Source organism: Streptomyces sp. SAS_281 (assembly GCF_052542855.1).
Genome location: NZ_JBMNDO010000029.1, coordinates 1 through 21,382, shown reverse-complemented (window position 1 = coordinate 21,382; position 21,382 = coordinate 1). Strand labels below are relative to the sequence as shown.

Annotated in this window: 22 protein-coding genes; 17 read left to right on the top strand and 5 right to left on the bottom strand. The window is 72.2% G+C overall.

Features of this window, described 5'->3' with window-relative positions; all coding sequences use genetic code 11:
• Positions 1–19: 19 nt before the first annotated feature.
• The 5 genes from mqnE to ACN6LM_RS13610 all read left to right on the top strand — a co-directional run bounded on the left by mqnE (position 20) and on the right by ACN6LM_RS13610 (position 4,750).
• Entirely contained in the window at positions 20–1,183 is a 1,164-nt protein-coding gene (gene mqnE / locus ACN6LM_RS13630; protein ID WP_445065614.1) for an aminofutalosine synthase MqnE, read from the top strand.
• 123 nt (positions 1,184–1,306) lie between these two features.
• Positions 1,307–1,831, top strand: a complete 525-nt coding sequence (locus tag ACN6LM_RS13625; protein ID WP_445065613.1) for a GNAT family N-acetyltransferase — start codon at positions 1,307–1,309, stop codon at positions 1,829–1,831.
• Positions 1,832–1,963: 132 nt separating this feature from the next.
• The gene (locus ACN6LM_RS13620) at positions 1,964–2,218 is read left to right on the top strand and encodes a DUF4229 domain-containing protein (RefSeq protein ID WP_445065612.1); all 255 of its coding nucleotides are present in this window, start codon (positions 1,964–1,966) and stop codon (positions 2,216–2,218) included.
• A gap of 420 nt (positions 2,219–2,638) precedes the next feature.
• On the top strand, positions 2,639–3,982 hold the full coding sequence (locus ACN6LM_RS13615; RefSeq protein ID WP_445065611.1) for a dicarboxylate/amino acid:cation symporter: 1,344 nt from the start codon (positions 2,639–2,641) through the stop codon (positions 3,980–3,982).
• 147 nt (positions 3,983–4,129) lie between these two features.
• Positions 4,130–4,750, top strand: coding sequence for a TetR/AcrR family transcriptional regulator (locus ACN6LM_RS13610; RefSeq protein WP_445065662.1), 621 nt, complete (start codon positions 4,130–4,132; stop codon positions 4,748–4,750).
• Here ACN6LM_RS13610 and ACN6LM_RS13605 read toward each other — a convergent pair.
• Together ACN6LM_RS13605 and ACN6LM_RS13600 are read right to left on the bottom strand one after the other, a co-directional pair.
• Positions 4,740–5,552 (bottom strand): MaoC/PaaZ C-terminal domain-containing protein, encoded by an 813-nt coding sequence (locus ACN6LM_RS13605; RefSeq protein ID WP_445065610.1) that lies wholly within the window; start codon positions 5,550–5,552, stop codon positions 4,740–4,742. The two genes, ACN6LM_RS13610 and ACN6LM_RS13605, sit on opposite strands and share 11 nt — an antisense overlap.
• A gap of 3 nt (positions 5,553–5,555) precedes the next feature.
• Positions 5,556–6,875, bottom strand: coding sequence for a 3-oxoacyl-ACP reductase (locus ACN6LM_RS13600; RefSeq protein WP_445065609.1), 1,320 nt, complete (start codon positions 6,873–6,875; stop codon positions 5,556–5,558).
• Positions 6,876–6,951: 76 nt separating this feature from the next.
• Between ACN6LM_RS13600 and ACN6LM_RS13595 the strand changes: the two genes are divergently transcribed.
• Together ACN6LM_RS13595 and ACN6LM_RS13590 are read left to right on the top strand one after the other, a co-directional pair.
• Positions 6,952–8,250 (top strand): acetyl-CoA C-acetyltransferase, encoded by a 1,299-nt coding sequence (locus ACN6LM_RS13595; RefSeq protein ID WP_445065608.1) that lies wholly within the window; start codon positions 6,952–6,954, stop codon positions 8,248–8,250.
• Between the two features lie 176 nt (positions 8,251–8,426).
• Positions 8,427–10,340 carry an AMP-dependent synthetase/ligase gene (locus ACN6LM_RS13590; protein ID WP_445065607.1) on the top strand — a complete coding sequence of 638 codons (1,914 nt, stop codon included), beginning with the start codon at positions 8,427–8,429 and terminating at the stop codon, positions 10,338–10,340.
• Positions 10,341–10,347: 7 nt separating this feature from the next.
• Here the strand turns inward: ACN6LM_RS13590 and ACN6LM_RS13585 are convergent, their stop codons facing one another.
• Positions 10,348–11,070: a helix-turn-helix domain-containing protein gene (locus ACN6LM_RS13585; protein ID WP_445065606.1), complete on the bottom strand. Its 723-nt coding sequence runs from the start codon at positions 11,068–11,070 to the stop codon at positions 10,348–10,350.
• 262 nt (positions 11,071–11,332) lie between these two features.
• On the opposite strand from ACN6LM_RS13585, the gene ACN6LM_RS13580 reads away from it, so the two are divergent.
• The 8 genes from ACN6LM_RS13580 (at position 11,333) to ACN6LM_RS13545 (ending at position 17,762) form a co-directional block, all read left to right on the top strand.
• Positions 11,333–12,001: a hypothetical protein gene (locus tag ACN6LM_RS13580; protein ID WP_445065605.1), complete on the top strand. Its 669-nt coding sequence runs from the start codon at positions 11,333–11,335 to the stop codon at positions 11,999–12,001.
• A gap of 46 nt (positions 12,002–12,047) precedes the next feature.
• Complete coding sequence (locus ACN6LM_RS13575; RefSeq protein ID WP_445065604.1) at positions 12,048–13,028, top strand: ATP-binding cassette domain-containing protein; 981 nt, start codon at positions 12,048–12,050, stop codon at positions 13,026–13,028.
• Complete coding sequence (locus ACN6LM_RS13570) at positions 13,025–13,801, top strand: ABC transporter permease (RefSeq protein WP_445065603.1); 777 nt, start codon at positions 13,025–13,027, stop codon at positions 13,799–13,801. The genes ACN6LM_RS13575 and ACN6LM_RS13570 overlap by 4 nt, the downstream gene beginning before the upstream one ends.
• 274 nt (positions 13,802–14,075) lie before the next feature.
• Positions 14,076–15,284, top strand: a complete 1,209-nt coding sequence (locus tag ACN6LM_RS13565) for an MFS transporter (protein ID WP_445065602.1) — start codon at positions 14,076–14,078, stop codon at positions 15,282–15,284.
• A 73-nt stretch (positions 15,285–15,357) separates the two neighbouring features.
• A complete protein-coding gene (locus ACN6LM_RS13560; RefSeq protein ID WP_445065601.1) occupies positions 15,358–16,194 on the top strand; it encodes a hypothetical protein in 837 nt (278 codons plus the stop codon).
• A 118-nt stretch (positions 16,195–16,312) separates the two neighbouring features.
• Positions 16,313–17,143: an LLM class F420-dependent oxidoreductase gene (locus tag ACN6LM_RS13555; RefSeq protein ID WP_445065600.1), complete on the top strand. Its 831-nt coding sequence runs from the start codon at positions 16,313–16,315 to the stop codon at positions 17,141–17,143.
• Between the two features lie 32 nt (positions 17,144–17,175).
• Complete coding sequence (locus ACN6LM_RS13550; protein ID WP_445065599.1) at positions 17,176–17,550, top strand: hypothetical protein; 375 nt, start codon at positions 17,176–17,178, stop codon at positions 17,548–17,550.
• The gene (locus ACN6LM_RS13545; RefSeq protein WP_445065598.1) at positions 17,532–17,762 is read left to right on the top strand and encodes a hypothetical protein; all 231 of its coding nucleotides are present in this window, start codon (positions 17,532–17,534) and stop codon (positions 17,760–17,762) included. The genes ACN6LM_RS13550 and ACN6LM_RS13545 overlap by 19 nt, the downstream gene beginning before the upstream one ends.
• A 25-nt stretch (positions 17,763–17,787) precedes the next feature.
• Here the strand turns inward: ACN6LM_RS13545 and ACN6LM_RS13540 are convergent, their stop codons facing one another.
• Positions 17,788–19,260 carry a hypothetical protein gene (locus ACN6LM_RS13540; protein WP_445065597.1) on the bottom strand — a complete coding sequence of 491 codons (1,473 nt, stop codon included), beginning with the start codon at positions 19,258–19,260 and terminating at the stop codon, positions 17,788–17,790.
• A 34-nt stretch (positions 19,261–19,294) separates the two neighbouring features.
• Complete coding sequence (locus ACN6LM_RS13535) at positions 19,295–20,020, bottom strand: class I SAM-dependent methyltransferase (protein WP_445065596.1); 726 nt, start codon at positions 20,018–20,020, stop codon at positions 19,295–19,297.
• A 174-nt stretch (positions 20,021–20,194) separates the two neighbouring features.
• On the opposite strand from ACN6LM_RS13535, the gene ACN6LM_RS13530 reads away from it, so the two are divergent.
• Positions 20,195–20,671 (top strand): hypothetical protein, encoded by a 477-nt coding sequence (locus ACN6LM_RS13530; RefSeq protein WP_445065595.1) that lies wholly within the window; start codon positions 20,195–20,197, stop codon positions 20,669–20,671.
• Between the two features lie 86 nt (positions 20,672–20,757).
• Positions 20,758–21,339, top strand: a complete 582-nt coding sequence (locus tag ACN6LM_RS13525) for a DUF4333 domain-containing protein (protein ID WP_445065594.1) — start codon at positions 20,758–20,760, stop codon at positions 21,337–21,339.
• Positions 21,340–21,382: the final 43 nt, after the last annotated feature.

The window sequence follows — 21,382 nt, the reverse complement described above, 5'->3', positions numbered from 1 at the left end:
GAGGAATTGAGGAGCACTGGTGGACGCGGGACTCAAGCGCGAACTGGAGCAGAAGGTCGAAGCCGGTGAGCGGCTGACCCGCGAGGACGGGATCGCGCTCTACGAGTCCGACGACCTCGCGTGGCTGGGCGGGCTGGCCCACCAGGTGCGCACGCGCAAGAACGGCGACGTCGTCCACTTCAACGTCAACCGTCACCTCAACATGACGAACGTGTGCACCGCCTCGTGCGCGTACTGCTCCTTCCAGCGCAAGCCGGGGGAGAAGGACGCGTACACCATGCGCATCGAGGAGGCGGTGAAGCTCGCCAAGGCGATGGAGGGCGAGAACCTCACCGAGCTGCACATCGTCAACGGGCTGCACCCCTCCCTGCCGTGGCGCTACTACCCGCGGTCGCTCAGCGCGCTCAAGGAGGCGCTGCCGCAGGTCTCCCTGAAGGCGTTCACCGCCACCGAGATCCACCACTTCGAGACCATCTCCAAGCTCTCCGCGTCGGAGATCCTGGACGAGCTGATCGAGGCCGGTCTGGAGTCGCTGACCGGTGGCGGCGCGGAGATCTTCGACTGGGAGGTCCGCCGGCACATCGTGGACCACAACACCCACTGGGAGGACTGGTCGCGCATTCACCGGCTCGCCCACGAGAAGGGGCTGAAGACGCCGGCGACCATGCTGTACGGGCACATCGAGGAGCCCCGGCACCGCGTCGACCACGTGCTGCGGCTGCGTGAGCTCCAGGACGAGACCGGCGGCTTCCAGGTCTTCATCCCGCTGCGCTACCAGCACGACTTCGTGGACATGAAGGACGGCAAGGTCCGCAACAAGCTCCAGGCGCGGACCACGATGGCGACCGGCGCCGAGGCGCTGAAGACCTTCGCCGTCTCGCGGCTGCTGTTCGACAACGTCCCGCACGTCAAGGTGTTCTGGGTGATGCACGGTGTGCAGACCGCCCAGCTCGCCCTCCAGCACGGTGCGGACGACATGGACGGCTCGGTCGTCGAGTACAAGATCACGCACGACGCGGACAACTACGGCACGCCGAACAAGCTGACCCGCGAGGACCTGCTCGACCTGATCCGCGACGCCGGCTTCCGGCCGGTGGAGCGCAACACCCGGTACGAGATCATCCGCGAGTACCCGGGCCCGGACGCGGAGCGGCGCGAGTCGCCGCAGCCGATGCGGGTCTGACCCGGCGCGCGCCGCGCGCGCGACGCTGCACGTACGAAAGCTCCGGCCACCGTCCCCGGCCGGAGCTTTCTCGCGTTCCGGACAAGGGTTGAGCCTGCGCGCTGTAATAGTTAATCTGCACCTATGACTCTTACATTCGAGGTGGACCCGGCGTTCGACCGCCCCGTGCGCGACGGCATCGTCGCGCTCTGGGCCGATGTCTCCAACGCGGGCGGTGCGGTGGGCTTCGTGCCGCCCGTGTCGGAGGAGGACATCCGGCCGGAACTGCTCAAGCACCAGGCGGCCCTGACCGAGGGGCGGACCCGACTGGTCGTCGGCTACGACGAGGAGGGGCGCGTCGCCGCCACCGCGTTCCTCACGCTCAACACGCACCGGCTGATGCGGCACTGGCTGTGGGCGTACACCGTGATGGTCCACCCCCGCCACCAGGGCAAGGGGTACGGCCGCGACCTGATGGCCGTCGTCGCGGACGCGGCGCGCGCGACCGAGGGCATCGAGGCGGTCCGGCTCACCTGCCGGGGCGGCACCGGCGCCGACCGCTTCTACGCCGCCTGCGGCTACAAGGAGGTCGGGCGCGTGCCCGGTGCGATCCGGGTGGCCGAGGGCGACGACCGCGACGACATCTTCATGCTGCTGCCGCTGGGCTGAGCGCCCGGGACGCGGCCCAGCGAATCGATCGATTGCGGGGCATGCTTCACTGGTCGGGCAGGACTGTCGTACGTAGAGAGAAGGCCAGCTGTGTCCGCTGCCAAGCCGAGCGCAACGATCCGGTACACCGCGATGCGTCTCAGCATCTTCGTCGGCTGCCTCGTCGTCGCCGCCATCGCCGTCCACTTCGGATTGGTGCCGTCCGGGGTCGGCGGGTCCAACGTCGTCTGGGTCATCCTGCTCGCCCTGGTGCTGTCCGCGCCGCTGAGCTTCGTCCTGCTGCGCAAGCAGCGCGACGAGATGTCCGAGCAGATCGTCTCCTCCGTCGACCGCGCCAAGGCCCGCCTGGAGGCCAACCGCACGCGCGAGGACGGCGTGACCTCGTAAGGGGCACGTAAGGAAAATGTAAGCTTCCTCACACTCCGCACTTTTCTCCGTCGAACCCCAGCGCGGGAGCAGCCGCTCCTGTACTGGGGTTTTTCGTGTTCCCAGGCGGAGTTGGGGATTCCGGGGCGGCCGGGGGCGGGGCTGGAGCGCTCTCCCGTACCAAAGAAGACCTTTGAGGTTCTCAAAGTTCAAGTGTTAACGTGTTCGGCATGAAGACTGATGTGCGCCTCCGATCTGCCACGAGCGTCCCGCTCGTGGAGCGCCTTCACGTCGATCTCTGCCGCTGTATGTCCGCGGTCTGTTGCCGCAACGTCTGATACCGGCACCATGCAGCGGCGCCGCCCCTGACGCGGGCGCCGCACCCCCGTCCCCCGCACACCGTCCCCGTGCGTCCCGATGCGTCACATCTGGAGTGTGTCCGTGTCCGCGAACCCCGCGTCCACCGCCGAGAAGCCCGCAGGCTCCGGCTTCCGCATACCGAAGGTCCCGTTCTGGGCCCAGATCGTCGCCGGTCTGGTCCTCGGCGTCCTGCTCGGCTGGCTCGCCCGCAGCCAGGACATCGACTGGCTGTACACCACGCTCGACAAGGTCGGCCACATCTTCGTCCAGCTGCTGAAGCTGGCCGTCGCGCCCCTCGTCTTCTTCGCGATCGTGGTGTCGATCACCAACCTGCGCAAGGTCAACAACGCCGCCCGGCTGGCCGGCCGCACCGTGCTCTGGTTCATGATCACCTCGCTCATCGCCGTGGCCATCGGCCTCGCGATCGGTCTGATCACCAACCCGGGCTCCGGCACCGGCCTCACCCCGAAGGACGGCAAGCTCCCCGAGCACGCCGGTTCCTGGCTCGACTTCCTGACCGGCATCATCCCGGACAACGTCATCACGCCGTTCGCCGAGCTGAACGTCCTCCAGATCGTCTTCATGGCCGCCGTCGCCGGCATCGCCGCCCTCAAGCTCGGTGAGAAGGCCCAGCCGATCCTCACCCTCAGCGAAGCCGTCCTGGAACTCCTCCAGAAGGCCCTGTGGTGGGTCATCCGCCTCGCCCCGCTCGGCACCGTCGGCCTGATCGGCTACGCGATCGCCGACTACGGCTGGGACCTGATCGGCAAGTACGCGACGTTCACCGCCGACGTCTACATCGGCTGCGCCCTGGTGCTGTTCGTCGTCTACCCCGTGCTGCTCGCCACCGTCGCCAAGCTGAGCCCGCTCCAGTTCTTCAAGGGCGCCTGGCCCGCGATCCAGCTGGCGTTCGTCTCGCGCTCCTCGGTCGGCACCATGCCCGTCACCCAGAAGGTCACCGAGCGCCTGGGCGTCCCGAAGGAGTACGCCTCCTTCTCCGTCCCGTTCGGCGCCACCACCAAGATGGACGGCTGCGCCGCGATCTACCCGGCGCTCGCCGCGATCTTCATCGCGCAGATCTTCGACGTGCAGCTGGGTGTGGGTGACTACATCCTGATCGCGTTCGTCTCGGTCATCGGTTCGGCGGCCACCGCCGGTCTGACCGGCGCCACGGTCATGCTGACGCTGACCCTGTCGACCCTGGGACTCCCGCTGGAGGGCGTCGGCCTGCTGATGGCCATCGACCCGATCCTGGACATGATGCGCACCGCCACCAACGTGGCCGGCCAGGCGCTCGTCCCGGTGCTCGTCTCGGCCCGGGAGAAGATCCTGGACCACGACGCCTACAACTCGGCGTCGGCCTCCCCGGTGGACGAGGACGAGGTCCGCGACACCGAGCCGGAGCGCGTCCCGGTCGCGGCCTGACCGCCCCGTTCCACGCCCGAGGGCCCCTTCTCCACGCGGAGGAGGGGCCCTCGGGCGTGCGGTGCACGACGGGGCCGGGGCGCGGCCCCGTACCCTTACCGGGGAGTAAGGGAGGGAGCCGACGTGGGTGCTGTGCGGAACAAGCGGATGCCGCGCGCCGTGCGCGAGCAGCAGATGATGGACGCCGCGGTGCAGACGTTCGGGCAGCGGGGGTACCGGGCCGCCTCGATGGACGAGATCGCCGAGCTGGCCGGGGTGTCCAAGCCCCTGGTCTACCTGTACCTGAACTCGAAGGACGAGCTGTTCACCGCGTGCATCCGGCGCGAGGCGCAGGCGCTGCTCGCCGCCGTGCAGGGGGGCGTCGAGCCCGGGCTTCCGGCCGACCGGCAACTCTGGGAGGGGCTGCGGGCGTTCTTCACGCACACCGCGGAGAACCCGGACGGCTGGGCGGTGCTGTACCGGCAGGCGCGGACGCACGGGGAGCCGTTCGCCACCGAGGTCAACGTGATGCGCGAGGAGATCGTCGCGTTCGTGACCGGTCTGATCGGCGCCGCCGCCCGCGAGGCGCACCACGACCCGGCGCTCCCGGACCGGGACGTGGCGGGCCTCGCGCAGGCCCTGGTGGGCGCGGCGGAGGCGTTGGCCGGCTGGGCCAACGAGACCCCGGGCGTCTCGGCCCGGGAGGCGGCGGCGACGCTGATGAACTTCTCCTGGGCGGGCCTGGAGAACCTGATGAACGGCCGCCCGTGGCAGGCGCCTAGCCCGTAGTCCCGGTGAGGTGCACCCGCGCCCCGTCCGCGCCGCCGCGCAGCTCGAACGCCGTGCCGTCGGTGGCGTACGTGACGGTGCCGGGCAGCAGGACCGGGGCCCGGAAGTCGGTCCGTACGGTGCGGAGGGTGGCCGGGTCGGGGGCCTCGGCGAGGCAGCGGGCCACGGTCCACATGCCGTGGGCGATGGCCCGGGGGAAGCCGAAGAGCCGGGCGGTCAGCGGGTGGAGGTGGATCGGGTTGCGGTCGCCGGAGACCGCCGCGTACCGCCGCCCGAGACCGCCGGGCAGCCGCCACTCGGCGACGGCGGGGAGCGGCTCGGAGGGCGTCCCCGGTGCCGGTGCTTCCGTATGCGTCGCGTGCCGGGACAGATAGCCGCTGCGGGACTCCCACACCAGCTCGCCCGCGAGGCGCGCCTCGGTCACCACGGTGACCTCGGTACCGCGCCGGTGCGGGCTGAGCTCCCGCGCGTACACCGTGAGTTCGAGCAGGTCATCCGGATGGAGGGTGCGGTGGGCGGTGATCTCGATCCAGGTGTGGACGAGGCCGGTGACCGGGAGCGGGAAGTCGCGGCGGGTCATCAGCCGCATGGCCAGCGGGAACGCCAGGACGTGCGGGTACGTCACCGGCAGCGGCCCGGTCGCCGGGAAGCCGCAGATCGTGCGGTACGCGGCGAGGCGTCCGGGAGCGAGGGGAGCGGCGGGCAGCCGGAGGCGGCCGGCGGGGAGGGTGGCGCCGGGGCGTCCGGCCCGTTTGAAGGGCGAGGTGACGGCGCCCCGGGCCAGCGAGAGGGTCAGGCTCATCGGTCACGCCCCCAGCAGGCTCTGGCCGCAGACCCGGACGATCTGGCCGTTGACGGCGGCGGACGCGGGCTGGGCGAACCAGGCGGTGGTCTCGGCGACGTCGACCGGGAGGCCGCCCTGTGCGAGGGAGTTCATCCGGCGGCCCGCCTCGCGGATGAGGAGCGGGACGGCGGCGGTCATCTTCGTCTCGATGAAGCCGGGGGCCACCGCGTTGACGGTGACGCCGTGGTCGGCGGCGGCGCGCGGGGCCAGGGAGCGGACGAGGCCGATGACGCCTGCCTTGCTGGCCGCGTAGTTGGTCTGGCCGTTGTTGCCGGCGATGCCCGCGATGGAGGCGGTGGCGACGATCCGGCCGCCCCGGTTGACCGTGCCCGCCTTCAGCAGCGCGTCGGTGGTGCGCAGGACGCTGTCCAGGTTGACGTCGATGACCTGGGCCCAGCGGTCGGCGGCCATGTTGGCGAGCCGGCGGTCGCGGGTGATGCCGGCGTTGTGGACGAGGACGTCGAGGCCGTCGGGCGCGGCGGCGGCGATGCGGTCGGCGGCGTCCTCGGCGGTGATGTCGAGGGGGAGCGCGGTGGCGCCGAGGCGGTCGGCGGTGCGGACCAGGTCGTCCTGGGCCTGCGGGACGTCCAGGCAGATGACCCGGGCGCCGTCGCGGGCCAGGACCGAGGCGACGGAGGCCCCGATGCCCCGGGCGGCTCCGGTGACGAGGGCGGTCCGGCCGGAGAGCGGGGCGGCCCAGTCGCGGACCGGGTCGGGGGCGGCGTCGGTGACCTCGATGACCTGGCCGCTGACGTACGCGGACCGGGGCGAGAGCAGGAAGCGCAGGGTGGACTCGACGGAGGCGACGGCGGCCGGGGCGACCCGGACCAGCTGCACGGTGGCGCCCTTGCCGATCTCCTTGCCGAGCGAGCGCGTGAAGCCCTCCAGGGCCTGCTGGGCGGCGGCCTGGTGATGGTCGTCCGGTGAGGGCCGCACCCCGATGACGACGACCCGGCCGCCGGGCGTGAGCGAGCGGACGACCGGGTGGAGGGCGGCGTGTACGGCCCCGAGCCCGGCGGCGGTGTCGACGGCGGTGGCGTCGAGCACGAGCGCGGCGGGCCGGTCCGCGCGCGCGACGACCTCCAGGCCGGTGGCGGTGAGGGCCGCCGCCAGCTCCTCGGTGACGGCGGACGCGCCCGCGGTGAGGTGGAGGACGGGGCCGGTGAGCGTCGGTGTCTCCAGGGTCCAGCGGCGCAGCCGGGCGGGCTGCGGGAGACCGAGTTTCCGGGTGAGGAACTTGCCGGGTGCCGTGCCGGTCAGGTGCAGATAGCGGTCGGCCATTGTCCAGACTCCCTGCTCGGTCGTAGATTTACTCTGGAGTAAGGTTACTCAAGAGTCAGGAGCTGGTCGAGATGAGTTGGTCGAGTTGATTCCCCTCGCACTCCCGCAGCCCCGCCGGGTCGCGGTCATCGGTGGCAGCCGCATCCCGTTCGCCCGGTCCGACGGGCCCTACGCCCAGGTCTCCAACCAGCAGATGCTGACCGCCGCGCTCGACGGCCTGGTCGACCGGTTCGGGCTCCACGGCGAGCGCGTGGGCGAGTTCGCGGCGGGCGCGGTCCTCAAGCACAGCCGCGACTTCAACCTGGCCCGCGAGACGGTCCTCGGCTCGAAGCTCGACCCGCGCACCCCCGCGTACGACGTCCAGCAGGCGTGCGGCACCGGCCTCCAGGCGGTGATCGCCGCCGCGAACAAGATCATGCTCGGGGCCCTCGACTCCGCGATCGCGGGCGGCACGGACACCACCAGCGACGCCCCGCTCGGCGTCAACGACGAACTGCGCCGGCTGCTGCTCTCCGTCCGGCGCGCGAAGTCGGCGGGCGCCCGGGCGAAGGCCCTCGCGGGCGTACGGCCCCGGCACCTCGTCCCGGACATCCCGCGCAACGCCGAACCCCGCACCGGGCTCTCGATGGGCGACCACGCGGCGCTCACCGCCCGGCAGTGGGACATCGGCCGCGCCGAGCAGGACCGCCTCGCCGCCACCAGCCACCAGCGGCTCGCCGCCGCGTACGAACGGGGCTTCCTGGACGACCTCGTCGTCCCGTACCAGGGCCTGGAACGCGACCAGAACCTGCGCCCCGGCTCCACGGAGGCGAAACTCGCCACGCTGAAGCCCGTGTTCGGCACGGACCACCCTGACGCGACGATGACCGCGGGCAACTCGACGCCGCTCACCGACGGCGCCGCGACGGTGCTCCTGGCGAGCGAGGAGTGGGCCGAGGCGCACGGGCTCGAACCGCAGGCGTACCTCTCGCTGTACGAGACCGCCGCGGTGGACTACGTGAACGGCGAGGACGGGCTGCTGATGGCGCCCGCGTACGCCGTGCCCCGGCTGCTGGAGCGGGCCGGTCTCGGCATCGAGGACTTCGACCTCTTCGAGATCCACGAGGCGTTCGCCTCCCAGGTGCTGGCCACGCTGGCCGCCTGGGAGAAGCAGGGGCTCTCGCCCGTCGACCGGGACCGCCTGAACGTCGCGGGTTCCTCGCTCGCCACCGGCCACCCCTTCGCCGCGACGGGCGCCCGCATCGTCGCCACCCTCGCGAAGCTCCTCGCGGAGCGGGACGGCCCCGGCCGGGGGCTCATCTCGATCTGCGCGGCGGGCGGCCAGGGCGTCACGGCGATCCTCGAACGCGGCGCCTCGTCGTCCGACGGGGCGTAGGGGGCCGCTGCGCGGGGCCTTCTCCCCTCCCCGCCCCTTCCCGGAACCGGGGCTCCGCCCCGGGCCCCGCGCCTCAGACGCCGGCGGGGCTGGATGTGTCGCCGTCCGGCCCCGCCCCGCACGACCGGTCGTCCCCCCCCAGTGAACCGCCCGTCCCCCTTGCCGAGGAGCCGCACGTGTCCACGCCACCCGCACCTTCCCCCGCCCCCACCGTCCCCGCCCTGGTCGAGCCGACGGTGGAGCGGGACGCCCGCGGCACCGTCCGGCAGGTCTCCGTACCGGCGTTCGCCCCGGCCGTCCGGCGCGGATCGCTCGCCGAGATCCCGTTCGACAACGTCCGCGAAGCCCCCGCAGAGGCCGTCCTCAGCCGCAAGCAGCCGGACGGCAGCTGGCAGGACGTGTCCGCCGCCGGCTTCGCCGCCGAGGTGCTGGCCGTCGCCAAGGGCCTGATCGCGGAGGGGCTGCGGGCCGGCGACCGGATCGCGATCATGGCCCGTACGACGTACGAGTGGACGCTGCTCGACTTCGCGGCCTGGGCGGCCGGCCTGGTCACCGTGCCCATCTACCCGACCTCGTCCGCCTTCCAGGCCCGCTGGATCCTCCAGGACTCCGGGGCCGTGGCCTGCGCGGTCGAGTCCGCCGACCAGGGCCGGCTCATCAGCCAGGAGCGCAAGCAGCTCGCCGGGCTCGCGCACCTCTGGCAGTTCGACACGGGCGCGCTCGGCCGGCTGAAGAAGCTCGGCAGGGATCTCCCGGACGACGCCGTCGCCGAGCGCCGCGCGACCCTGGAGCCGGAGACCCCGGCCACCCTGATCTACACCTCGGGCACCACGGGCCGCCCGAAGGGGTGCGTGCTGACCCACGGCAACTTCTTCGCCGAGGTCGACAACGCCATCGAGCTGCTGCACCCGGTCTTCAAGTCGGTGAGCAAGTACCCCGCGTCGACCCTGCTGTTCCTGCCGCTCTCGCACGTCTTCGGCCGGATGGTCGCGATCGGCTGCCTGCGCGCCCGGGTCCGGCTCGGCCACGCGCCGTCGATCCGGACCGAGGACCTGCTCGCCGACCTGGCCGGTTTCAAGCCGTCGTTCCTGCTGGCGATCCCGTACGTCCTGGAGAAGGTCTACAACACGGGCCGGGCCACCGCCGAGAAGATGGGCCGCGCCTCCTCCTTCGACCGGGCCGCCCGGATCGCCCAGCGGTACGGGCAGGCCGTCGAGGCCGCCGAACACGGCACGGGCCCGGGCCCCGGCCTCGGGCTGCGTGCCGCCCGGGCGCTGTACGACCCGCTGGTCTACCGCCGCATCCGGGCGGCGCTCGGCGGGCACGTCCGGTACGCGATCTGCGGCGGCTCCCCGCTGGGGCGGCGGCTCGCGGCGTTCTACGCGGGCGCCGGCATCGAGATCTTCGAGGGCTACGGCCTGACGGAGACGACCGCCGCCGCCACGGTCACCCCGCCGCTCAAGCCCCGCCTGGGCACGGTCGGGTGGCCGATGCCCGGCACCGCCGTACGCATCGCCGACGACGGGGAGGTGCTGCTCAGCGGCGGGCAGGTGTTCCAGGGCTACTGGGACGCCGGGCGCGGCGCGGCGGTCCCCGTGCTCGACGGCGGCTGGTTCGCGACGGGCGACCTGGGCGCGCTCGACGAGGACGGCTACCTCACGATCACCGGCCGCAAGAAGGACATCATCATCACGTCGGGCGGCAAGAACGTCACCCCGGCCCCGCTGGAGGACTGGCTCCGCGCCCATCCGCTGGTCAGCCAGTGCATGGTGGTCGGCGACAACCGCTCCTTCATCACGGCCCTGATCACACTGGAGGCGGACGGGCTCGCGCACTGGTGCCGGATGCGCAAGAAGCAGGACGTCCCGATGCGCGAACTCGTCCACGACGAGGAGCTGCGCACCACGCTCCAGCGCGCGGTGGACGAGGCCAACCGCCTGGTCTCCCGCGCCGAGTCGATCCGCAAGTTCACCGTGCTGCCGGTGGACTTCACCGAGGAGGGCGGCCACCTCACGCCGTCGCTGAAGCTGAAGCGGGACGCGATCGCGCGGGACTTCGCGGGGGAGATCGAGGAGCTGTACCGGAAGTGAGCCACCGTCAGGCCGGGTTGTCCGGGGCCTTCGTGTGCAGGATGGCCCGGGCCTGGTCGGCGGCGCGCGCTATCGACTCGGATACGAAGTCCAGGTAGCGGGCCATGTTCTCCAGGCGGGTGCCCGCCGCCGTGTCCGCGCCCAGGACGGGCACGCCGTCCCGGGCGGTCGCGGCGAGCTGGGCCGTCGAGCGGGCGCTCGCCATCATCGACTGGTGCATGATGTCGTCGTCGACGACATACCGCTCGCGGCGCCCCTCGCGCTCCCGGCGGACCATGCTCTGGGTCTCCAGGAACGCGACGGCCTTGGAGACGGAGGCCGGGCTGACCTTCAGGTGCGCGGCGAGTTCGCCTGCGGTGAGGCTGCCGGTGTCGCTGAGGGTCAGGGCCGCGAGGACCCTCGACATCATCAGCGGGGCGCCCGAGGCCGTCACGACCGTCGTGAACGTCTCCTCGAACGCGCGTACCGCCTCGGCGTCCCGGCCGTGGGGCTGCGGGCCCGGGTGCGCGTCGCGGGGGGCGGGGTTCTTCCGGCGGTGGGCGCGTTGCTCGGCGGTGCGGTGGGCGACGTCGGCGCGGTAGCCGGCGGGGCCGCCGTTGCGCGTCACCTCGCGGGTGATGGTCGAGGTGGGGCGGTCCAGCTGCCTCGCGATCTCGGCATAGGCCAGGCCGTCGGCCAGGCCCCGGCCGATCTGGCGGCGTTCCTGCTGGGTGAGCCTGCCTCCCGGCATCGCGTACTCCTTCGTGGCGCGGGTGCGGCCGTGCGGTGGCCGGTGCGCCGACTATAGCGTTCGCTGACAGTTCATTGCAACGAAACGCGGGGTGGTCGTTGCGTTACTCCGGAGCTCATTGCTCCAACTTCTCTACTCTGACGTGCGATTACGCGACTGTCATGCAACAAGTGTGTTGCCGGGTTCGTGAATGCAACGTAGCGTTTCTCTCATCGGAAAGCGCGAGCCACCCCGGTTCGCCAGATCCCAGAGGGAGCGCACCATGCCGAAGTTCGACACCCCCGCCGCCGTCACCGCCCACGTCGACATCTCGGCCGGTCGCATCCGGTTCATCGCCGCCGACCGCACCGACACCGTGGTCGAGGTCCTGCCCGCCGACCCCTCCAAGAGCCGCGACGCCAAGGCCGCCGAGCGCGTCGAGGTCGCCTACGCCGACGGCGTCCTGGACATCCGGGCCGCCAAGGAGGGGCGCAACCGGCTCTTCGGTGACCCCGGGTCCGTCGAGATCACCGTCCAGCTGCCCGCCGGCTCCCACGTCGAGGCGCAGGCGGGGGCCGCGGAGTTCCGGGGCGTCGGGCGCCTCGGGGACATCGTGTTCGAGGGCGGCTACCGCTCGGTCAAGGTGGACGAGGCCGCGAGCGCCCGGATCTCGGCGCACGACGGCGCCGTCATCGTCCGCCGCCTCACCGGGCCCGGCGAGCTCAGCATCCAGCGCGGAGACGTGACCGTCGAGGAGGCCACCCGCGGCGAGCTCACCCTCAGCACCCAGCTCGGGGACATCACCGTCGTCGCGGCGCGCGGTGTCCCGGCCGTGCTCGACGCGAGCACCGTCGTCGGGCGCATCGACAACGCCCTCATGAACGACGGCGCGCCGGCCCTGACCATCCGCGCGACCACCACCAAGGGCGACATCACCGCCCGCAGCCTCTGACCGCCTCGTAAAGCACCTCCCCCTGTAAAGAAGAAGGAGTCGCACCATGACGAACCCGGCCATCGCGGCGAACGGACTGCGCAAGGCGTACGGCGACAAGACCGTGCTCGACGGGATCGACTTCAGCATCCCGGCCGGAACGGTGTTCGCGCTGCTCGGTCCGAACGGCGCCGGCAAGACGACCGCCGTCAAGATCCTCTCCACGCTCATCCCACCCGGCGAAGGGTCCGGCGCGATCAGCGTCGGCGGCCACGACCTGGCCACCGACGCGCAGGCGGTACGCGCCGCCATCGGCGTCACCGGGCAGTTCTCCGCCGTCGACGGCCTGATCACCGGCGAGGAGAACCTGCTCCTGATGGCGGACCTGCACCACCTGCCCAAGGCCGAGGGGCGGCGGGTCGCCGCGGAGCTCCTGGAGCGCTTCGACCTCACGGACGCGGCGAAGAAGCCCGCGTCCACCTACTCCGGCGGCATGAAGCGCCGCCTCGACATCGCGATGACCCTCGTCGGGAACCCCAGGATCATCTTCCTGGACGAGCCGACCACCGGCCTCGACCCGCGCAGCCGGCACGGCATGTGGCAGATGATCCGCGGTCTGGTCGGCGACGGTGTGACCGTCTTCCTCACCACCCAGTACCTGGAGGAGGCCGACGAACTCGCCGACCGCATCGCCGTCCTGCACAACGGGAAGCTGGTGGCCGAGGGCAGTGCCGAGGAGCTGAAGCGGATCGTGCCCGGCGGGCACGTCCGGCTGCGGTTCTCCGACCCGGTGGCCTATCGGGACGCGGCGGCCCACCTCGGCGGTGACGCGGTCCGCGACGACGCCGCGCTGGCCCTGCAACTCCCCAGCGACGGTACCCAGAGCATCCTGCGCTCCATCCTCGACCGGCTGGACGCCGCCGGGATCGAGGCGGACGAACTCACCGTGCACACCCCCGACCTGGACGACGTCTTCTTCGCCCTGACCGAGACCGAAGCCGGCATCGACGCCGCCATCCCCGCCCCGACCAAGGAGACCGTCCGATGAGCACCCTCTCCCTCGCCGCCCGCGACTCGGCCACGATGCTCCGCCGCAACCTCCTGCACGCCAGGCGCTATCCCTCACTCACCCTGAACCTGCTGCTCACCCCGGTGATGCTGCTCCTGCTGTTCGTCTACATCTTCGGCGACACCATGAGCGGCGGCGCGGGCCGCGACGCGTACATCGCGTACATCGTGCCCGGCATCCTGCTCATGACGATCGGCTCGACCACCGTCGGCACGGCAGTGTCGGTCTCCATGGACATGAGCGAGGGCATCATCGCCCGCTTCCGCACCATGGCCATCCACCGGGGCTCGATCCTCTTCGGCCATGTGGTGGGCAGTGTCCTGCGGACGCTGATGAGCGTCGTCTTCGTCGGTGCGGTCGGGGTCGCCATGGGCTTCCGCTCCACCGACGCGACCGTCCTGGAATGGCTCGCCGCCTTCGGCCTGCTCGCCCTGTTCGCTCTCGCCTTCACCTGGATCGCCGTGGGCATGGGCCTGGGCAGCCCCAACGCGGAGGCCGCCAGCAACAACGCGACCCCGCTGATCCTGCTGCCCCTGATCTCCAGCGCGTTCGTCCCGCTGGACTCGATGCCCGGCTGGTTCCAGCCGATCGCCGAGTACCAGCCCTTCACCCCGGCGATCGAGACCCTGCGCGGACTGCTGCTCGGCACGGAGATCGGCAACAGCGGCTGGATCGCCCTCGGCTGGTGCGTGGGCCTCGCGGTCCTCGGCTACTACTGGTCCAGGGCGCAGTTCGACCGGGAGCCGAAGTAGGGCGTGGCCGGCGGACACCGCCGGCAGCGTCTCAGGGCGGCGCACACCGACAGGACGTCGGTTGTGCGTCGCCCTCTGCGTGCCGGGTGGGCATTTCTGTCGACATCAAGCATCTTGACATCAAGAGAAGATCCGGGCAGGCTTCGCGGGTCGGTAGGTCTCTTGATGTCGAGATACTTTGGGGTGTGCGGTGCGGGGCGTCCGGACGGGCAGTCGACAGGCGGGACTCCTGACCCAGTTGCGGGACCCACCGGGCGGCAGGGACGCCCGGATCATGCTGCGCGCCCTGGCCGTCGACCGGGCCGGCACCGGCCTGTGGGCGGCCTCCTCGGTCCTCTACCTCACCTTCGTCACCCACCTCAGCGCCCAGCAGATCGGCGTCCTGCTGGGCACGGCGGGCGTCGCCGGCATAGCGGGCTCACCCCTCGCCGGACGCCTCGCGGGCCGCTTCCCGGTGCGCCCGCTGCTCATCGGCTGCCACCTGCTGCGCCTCGTCACCCTCACGCTGGTGCTGCTCTGCACGCGCTTCGAGGCGCTGCTCGTCGTGGTCGCCGTGACCTACCTGGGCGACAGGGCGGCCAAGACCCTGGAGATGCTGTTCGCCACCCGCGCCGCGGGCGAACGGCGCGCCGCCTACCAGGCGTTGTCCCGCAGCGCCGCCAACGCGGGCTACGGGCTGGGCGCCGGACTCGCCGCGATCGGCCTGGCGGCCGGCACGACGGACGCGTACCGCGCGCTGATCCTCGGCAACGCGCTCTCCTTCCTCGTCGCCGCCGCGCTGGTGTGGCGTACGGGGGAGCCGGGCGGGGTGGTCGGGGTGGTCGGGCCGAAGCGCCCGGAGGCGTCCCGTCCGGGCGCCAAGGGCCCCTGGCGGGACGCCGGTTACCTCCGCTTCGTGCTCCTCGACATCCCGATGAACCTGGACGACTCGGTGCTCGGCGTCGGCCTCCCGCTCTGGCTCGTCAACCGCACCTCCGCCCCGCACGCCCTCGTCCCGGCCTTCCTGGTCATCAACACCGTGCTGGTCGTCCTGCTCCAACTCACCGTGTCGCGACGGGCGGAGGGCCCGCGCCGGGCGGTGCGGGCGGTGCTGCTGTACGGCGTACTGCTCTTCGCCTCCTGCGCCCTGCTGGCCGCGTCCACCGGGTGCGGCACCTGGGCGGCGGCCGGGGCCCTGCTCGCGGCGGCGGTCCTGGTCACGATGGCGGAGCTGATGCGCTCGGTCAGCTCCTGGGAACTGGCCGTCCTGCTCGCCCCGCCGGACGAACGCGCCGCCTACCTGGGCGTGGCCGGCATGTCCCAGTCCATCCAGAAGTCGGCGGGCCCGCCGCTCCTCACCGGCGTGGTCATGGCCGCGGGCCCGCCGGGCTGGCTGGCGCTGGGCGTGGCGGTGGCGGGGGTGGCGGTGTGGCAACGGCGGTGCTGTGAGCAGCGGTTGCGGACGATGGGCGCCCTTGAGCCGGTGGCCGGGCACGGGGGCTGAGGTGCTCGGATCTACGCTGTGCCGACGCGCCCGCCCCGGCAGCCGGGGCGGTGTTGCGATGAGGAGGGGACACATGCGAAGACACGTGCTGTGGAGCACGGTGGCCGCCGTGGCGGCGATGACCGTGCTCGGCACGACGGCGGCCAACGCCGAGGGGCGGGGAGACATCCGGGTCACGAAGGGGGTGACCAACAACGGCAAGAACGTGATCGTGGGCGTCAGCAGGACGGTGACGTTCCCGATCAAGGTGACGGTCAGGGACGACTCGGGGGTCAAGCAGCTGTACCGGCTCGTCACCTTCTCCCACGCGACGGGAGGCGGCACGGCCGAGACGGTCGCCAAGTCGTGCAAGAAGCTGAGCGCCACCACGTCGGAATGCACGGCGACGGTCCGGCTCGTACCGGCGTACTTCCCCGACTACAGCGACGAGAACGCCAACGACGAGGCCGGCCGCTGGTGCGCGTACGGCAACGTGCAGGCCAACGACGGGGACTACTGGATCTTCGACTGCGTCGCCCCGTTCGAGCTCAAGCGCGCCGCGACCCTGACCGCGGCCGCGACCGGTCCGAGCCCGCTCACCGGCGGCAGGCAGGTCAAGGTCACCGGCACCCTGCGCCGGGCGGACTGGGAGGCGCTGAAGTACCGGGGGTACGGGGGCCAGAGCGTCCGGCTCCAGTTCCGGAAGGCGGGCGCGAGCGCGTACACGACCGTGAAGACGGTGAAGACGGACAGCTCGGGACGCCTCTCCGCGACCGTCACCGCGAGCGGTGCGGGCAGCTGGCGCTGGTTCTACCCGGGCACGTCCACCACCGCGCGGATCGCTTCGGCCGGTGCCACCGTGGCGTTCGAACCGGCGACGATGCGCGCACCGAAGGCGCCGTACGCCATGCACGCGGCCACGAAGGGCTGAGACGCGCCGGGGCGGCCGGGGCGACCACGTCCCCCCCCGCCCCGCCCCGTACGGTCTCGGCTTCACGCCCCGGACCGCATACGTTGGCCTTCACGGGACAACACGGAGGTGCCTTCGTATGCGGATCGCCACCACGATCTTCCTCACCGACGAGACGATCACCCCGGTGCGGCTGGCGCACCAGCTCGAACAGCGCGGGTTCGCCGGGCTGTACCTGCCCGAGCACACCCACATCCCGGTGAGCCGCGACACCCCCTACCCGGCGGGCGGCGAGCTGCCCCGTGAGTACGGCCGCACCCTGGACCCCTTCGTCGCGCTCGCCCAGGCCGCCGCGGTCACCGAGCGGCTGACCCTGGGCACGGGCATCACCCTGATCGCCCAGCACGACCCCATCGACCTGGCCAAGCAGATCGCCACCCTGGACCACCTCTCCGCCGGCCGCTTCACCCTGGGCATCGGCTACGGCTGGAACGTCGAGGAGGCCGCCGACCACGGCGTCGAGTGGTCCACCCGCCGCCGCCTGGGCCGCGAGCGCCTGGCGCTGATGCGGGCGCTGTGGGCGGAGGAGCCCACGGCGTACGAGGGTGAGTTCGGCTCCGTCCGCGCCAGCGAGGCCCACCCGAAGCCGCACCGGCCGCAGGGCCCGCGCACCCTGATCGGCGGCGCGGCGGGCCCCAGGCTGTTCGACCGGATCGCGGAGTCGGCCGACGGCTGGCTGCCCATCGGCGGCCGGGGCCTCTCGGAGTCCGTCCCCCTCCTCCGCACCGCCTGGGAGGCGGCCGGCCGCGACCCGAAGGACCTCCACGTCGTCCCGTACGCGGTCCTCCCGTCCCCCGGCAAACTGGCCCGCCTCGCGGACCTGGGCATCGAGGAGGTCGTCCTCCAGCTGCCCCCGGCCCCGGAACCGGAGGTCCTGCGGACGCTGGACGCATACGCGGCGTATCTGTAGGGCCCGCTGCTTCGACCCACGAGAGGGACACCATGGACGACGAACGGCTCGCCGCGTTCAGCCGCGAGCGGCTGGACGGGCGGCCGGTGCCGGACGATCTGCGCGTGCTGCTGCTGTCGCAGTGGGCGGGGCGCACGGAGCTCGCGCACCTGCTGGGCCTCGAATTCTTCGAGGAGGGCGAGCTTCACCCCTTCCTGGATACCGGCTACCTGAGCGAACAGGAGCTGGCGGACCCGGAGATGCGGGCGGTCAACGCCGGAGTCGCGCGGATGGCGGAGTACGGGAAACTCGTCGCCAAGGGCGGCAAGGGGTGGGTCGGCTACTGGGTGCATCCGGCGAACCGGCCGGTCGGCCGATCGAGTTGGATACGGAGTTCACGCTCTGGCAGATGGCCGGCTCCACCCTGACGGAGGCGGTGGCCTTCGAGCGGTCCGCCTACCAGGACGAACCGGACGAGCGTGTGGCGTACGGGCAGCTTGCCGCCGAACTGGGCGCGATGGGGTTGCCGTTGAGCGCGGCGAACTACGACGCCCTGGACGACAGCGACTGCACGGTGGACCCGGAGAAGCTGATGGAGACCCTGATCGAGGCGGAGCGCGCCGCGCTGGGGCTGGGGTGAGGGGTCGCTCGGCCTGGCGGCCCGCCTACACCACCAGCGCGTCCATCGTGGCAGGCGGGAGGGCCGGGTTCGCGGCGGCCCTGGGGGCCAGTTCGGCATCGTCGAGCAGTTCGGTGACCCGGGCCGGGGGGAGTCGGGGATGGCGGGCCGCGTCCGCGCGGACCAGCGGGTCCCGGTCGCGGGTGAGCCGGTCCGTCGTTTCCGGGCCGAGCCGTGGGTCGAGCAGGGCGAGGCGGCGGAGGGCCGGATCCTCGTCATCGGCGAATCGGGCGAGGCCCTTCCGGGGAAAGGCGGAGCGGCGCGTGAGGTGCCACCGGTGGCGGCCGGTGTACTCCAGGAAGCTGCGGAGCAACAGCGCGGCGGGGGCGTCCGGGTGGTTCTGGCACAGCAGTACCCGGACGCCGAGGTCCGGGTCGTCCGCGAGCTCTGCTACGAGGTCGGCCGGGAGCCCGGGGTCCCGGGCCGCCTGCCGCCGCAGGCACGGGTGCCCGGACAACGCGTCATGGCGCAGCTGCGCCGGGTCCGCGTACCGGAACCGGCAGTGTCCGTACTCCTCGTCCCCGGGCACCACGTAGTCGATCGCGGCCCGTTCCGCCTCGGTCAGCGCCGGATGGACGGAGAGGGCCAGACGTACGCCCGGGTCGGGGTCGACCGCGAGCGCGCCGCGCAGGGCGGGGGCGAGGTCGGGACGCTCGGCGACCCGTATCCGTACCTTCGGGTCGGCGTGCCGGGCGAGGAGGGCGACGGTCTCGGCCGGTGTACTGGTGTTGCCCGCCACCGCCCACGTGCCGTCCGTGTCCAGGGCGGCGGCCACCACGTCCGGGGCCAGTGCGCCGTGCATCAGCAGGTCCGAGCGTGCGTGGCAGGGGTGGTCGGGCAGATCTTCCCGCACCTCGTCCGGGTCTCGGCGCCGCTCCCACCACCGCTGGATGCGGGCCGACACCTCCCTGACACCCGGGTCCGGATCGGCCAGCAGCGCTGCCCGCGCCCAAGGCGCCAGCACATGCCAGTGCAGGCCGGCCACCCTCTGCCGGACCTTTGCCAGCGGATGGGTGGCCGTGCCCTGCCGGAACTCCAGGGACATCTGCCGCACCAGCCCGATCCCGATCAGGTCGTCCTCGTACGTCTCGAGGATCCGCGTGACGGTCCGGTCCGGCAGCGGTCTGACCGGACAGCCGTCCTCGTCCGGCAGAGGACCGTCGGCCAGATGCGCCCGGACGAACCAGTCGGGGTCGTCCACCAGCCGGGCCCGCTGCTCCGGTTCGGCGTGTCGGCTGCGGGCGAGGAAGCTCCGTGTGTACGGGTCCGGGTGCGCGACCACCGCGTCCACCACGGCCTCGGGCAGCGCCCGGTCCCTGCAGAGCGCCATCCGTACGGCGGCCGACTCGCCCGTGAGCAGCCGTAGCAGGATGTCCTCGGGGGCGGCCGGATTGAGTGCAAGGCCGGCGAGTCGGCGCTCGACGGGAGTGGCGGATCGTTCGATCTCGTCGGGAGTCACGGCGGGATGATGCCACGGACCCGGGCGCTCCGGGTCAGTCCCGGCGGGCCACGAACACGTACTCGCGGCCCGGGCGGTCGGGAGCGTCGCGGACTTCCTCGACGGTGTAGCCCTCAGCCTCCAAGTCCGCTTCGATCCCTTCCCGTTGCCGGAAGCGCAGCGTCGAGTCGGAGGTCAGCACCTGCCCGTTCGCCGCGAGCCGGTAGGTCCAGCGGAACGTGACGAGCGGCCCGGACACCTCGGTGACCTGCACCCACGTCTCCACCGGGCCGACCCCGTCGACCTCGGTCACGCCGTGGGACTGCTCCCGCGTCCACTCCTCCCAGGCCCGCCGCGCCGGCACCCGCGTCTCGAACACCAGCCGTCCGCCGGGCCGCAGCGCCTCGCGGGCGCCCCGCAGGGTGGCCCGCCAGTCCTCGGGGTCCACGATGGCCTGGGCCACGTTCGCGGTCATCGTCGCGAGGTCGACGCGCAGCGGCGGCAGTCGTGTGGCGTCGCCGCAGATCCACCGCACCCGTTCGCTGCCCGGCTTGGCCCGGGCGACATCGAGGGACGCCCGCGCGGGGTCGACCCCGACGACGTCCTTCCCGCGATCCGCCAGGAGCAGGGCGAACACCCCGGTCCCGCAGCCGATGTCGAGTACGCGGTGCGCGCCGAACTCCTCCGCCATCCGCACGTACGCGTCGAGGTCGCCGCGGTTCGGGTCGAGCGGGTCGTAGAGCGTGGCGAGGAGCGGGTGCGCGAAGCAGTCGTCGGCCATGGCGGGGAAGGCTAGGCGGAAGGACGCCGGAGCGCGAGCGGGTTTCGGTCTCCGGCGGCCTCTCGGTTGATCACAATGTGATCACTCGCCCTTCGCAACTTCCCCACATCTCGTTCGAGGTAATACGGTCACCTCACTCGATGAGGCATATGCCGAGACCTGTGGGGGGACTACATGCCGAAGGCGTTGAACCGGCGCGCGCGGATATGGATCGGCGGGGTGGCCCTGCTCGCCCTGGGGGCGGTCGGCTGTTCGGAGTCCGGGAAGGGCGACGCGGCGGCGAGCGCCCGACCGGCGCCCGCGGTCACGGTGACCGTCACGGCCACGGCCACGGCGACCGAGACCGCGACCCCCGCACCGGCGCCCACGGTGACCGAGACGAAGACCGTGAAGGTGCCCGGCCCGACCGTCACGACCACCGTCACCAAGGCGGCGTCCTCCGGGTCCCGGTCCGGAGGGAGCGGCGGTTCGTCCGGGGGCGGCGGCACCAAGGCCACCAGCACCTGCTCGATCCGCTCCAACGCGGGCAACTGCTACAGCGCGGGCCAGTTCTGCCGCAACAGCGACCACGGCGCCGTGACGACGAACGCGTCCGGTGCGCGGATCAGGTGCAGCCAGAGCGGAAGCTCCTGGCGGTGGACGTACGCCTGACCGCACCTGCTTCGGTCGCGCGTTCGGGGCCCGGTGGTAGCTTGGCAAGCCAGTTCTTGGCGTGTACATCCAAGCTAGGGAGTCCCATGCAGCAGTCCGTGCGGAGTCGGATGGCGGCCGGAGCGGCGGCTGGGGCGCTTGTCCTGTTCTTCGTCTCGGGCTGTTCCTCCAGCGTTGGCGGCGACGAACCCGTCAAGAAGCACGAGACCGCCGAACGGGCTTCCGCAGGACCGAAGGAGGAGGGCGGGCGTGCCCCCGGGGACGCGTCCTGCGAGGCCGGTGAGTCCGGCCGCTGCACGGTGACCGGCGGCGGCAAGTCGGACACGGACCACAAGAGCGGCGGCGGAACCGGCCGCGGTGGCGCCGCCGACCCCATGCCCAGCGCCTCCGCGCAGCCGACCGAGGCGGCGGGCGTGGACACCGGCACGTCCGGCTCCGTGGACCAGGCCGCAGTCGCCCGCCAGGGCAAGGCCGCCCTCGCGGCTCAGATGGGCAAGGAGCCCGACGCCTTCAGCTGCCCCGGAAACCTGCCCGCCGAGGTCGGCGCCACGGTGCGCTGCCGACTGACCCACGGCGGTACGCGGTATGGAGTCACCGTCACCGCGAAGTCGGTGGTCGGCGGCAAGGTCACCATGGACTTCAAGGTGGACGGGACTCCGGGCGGCTGAGGGGCCGGGCGCGCCCGGCGCGGACCCGGTGACCGGCGCGTCA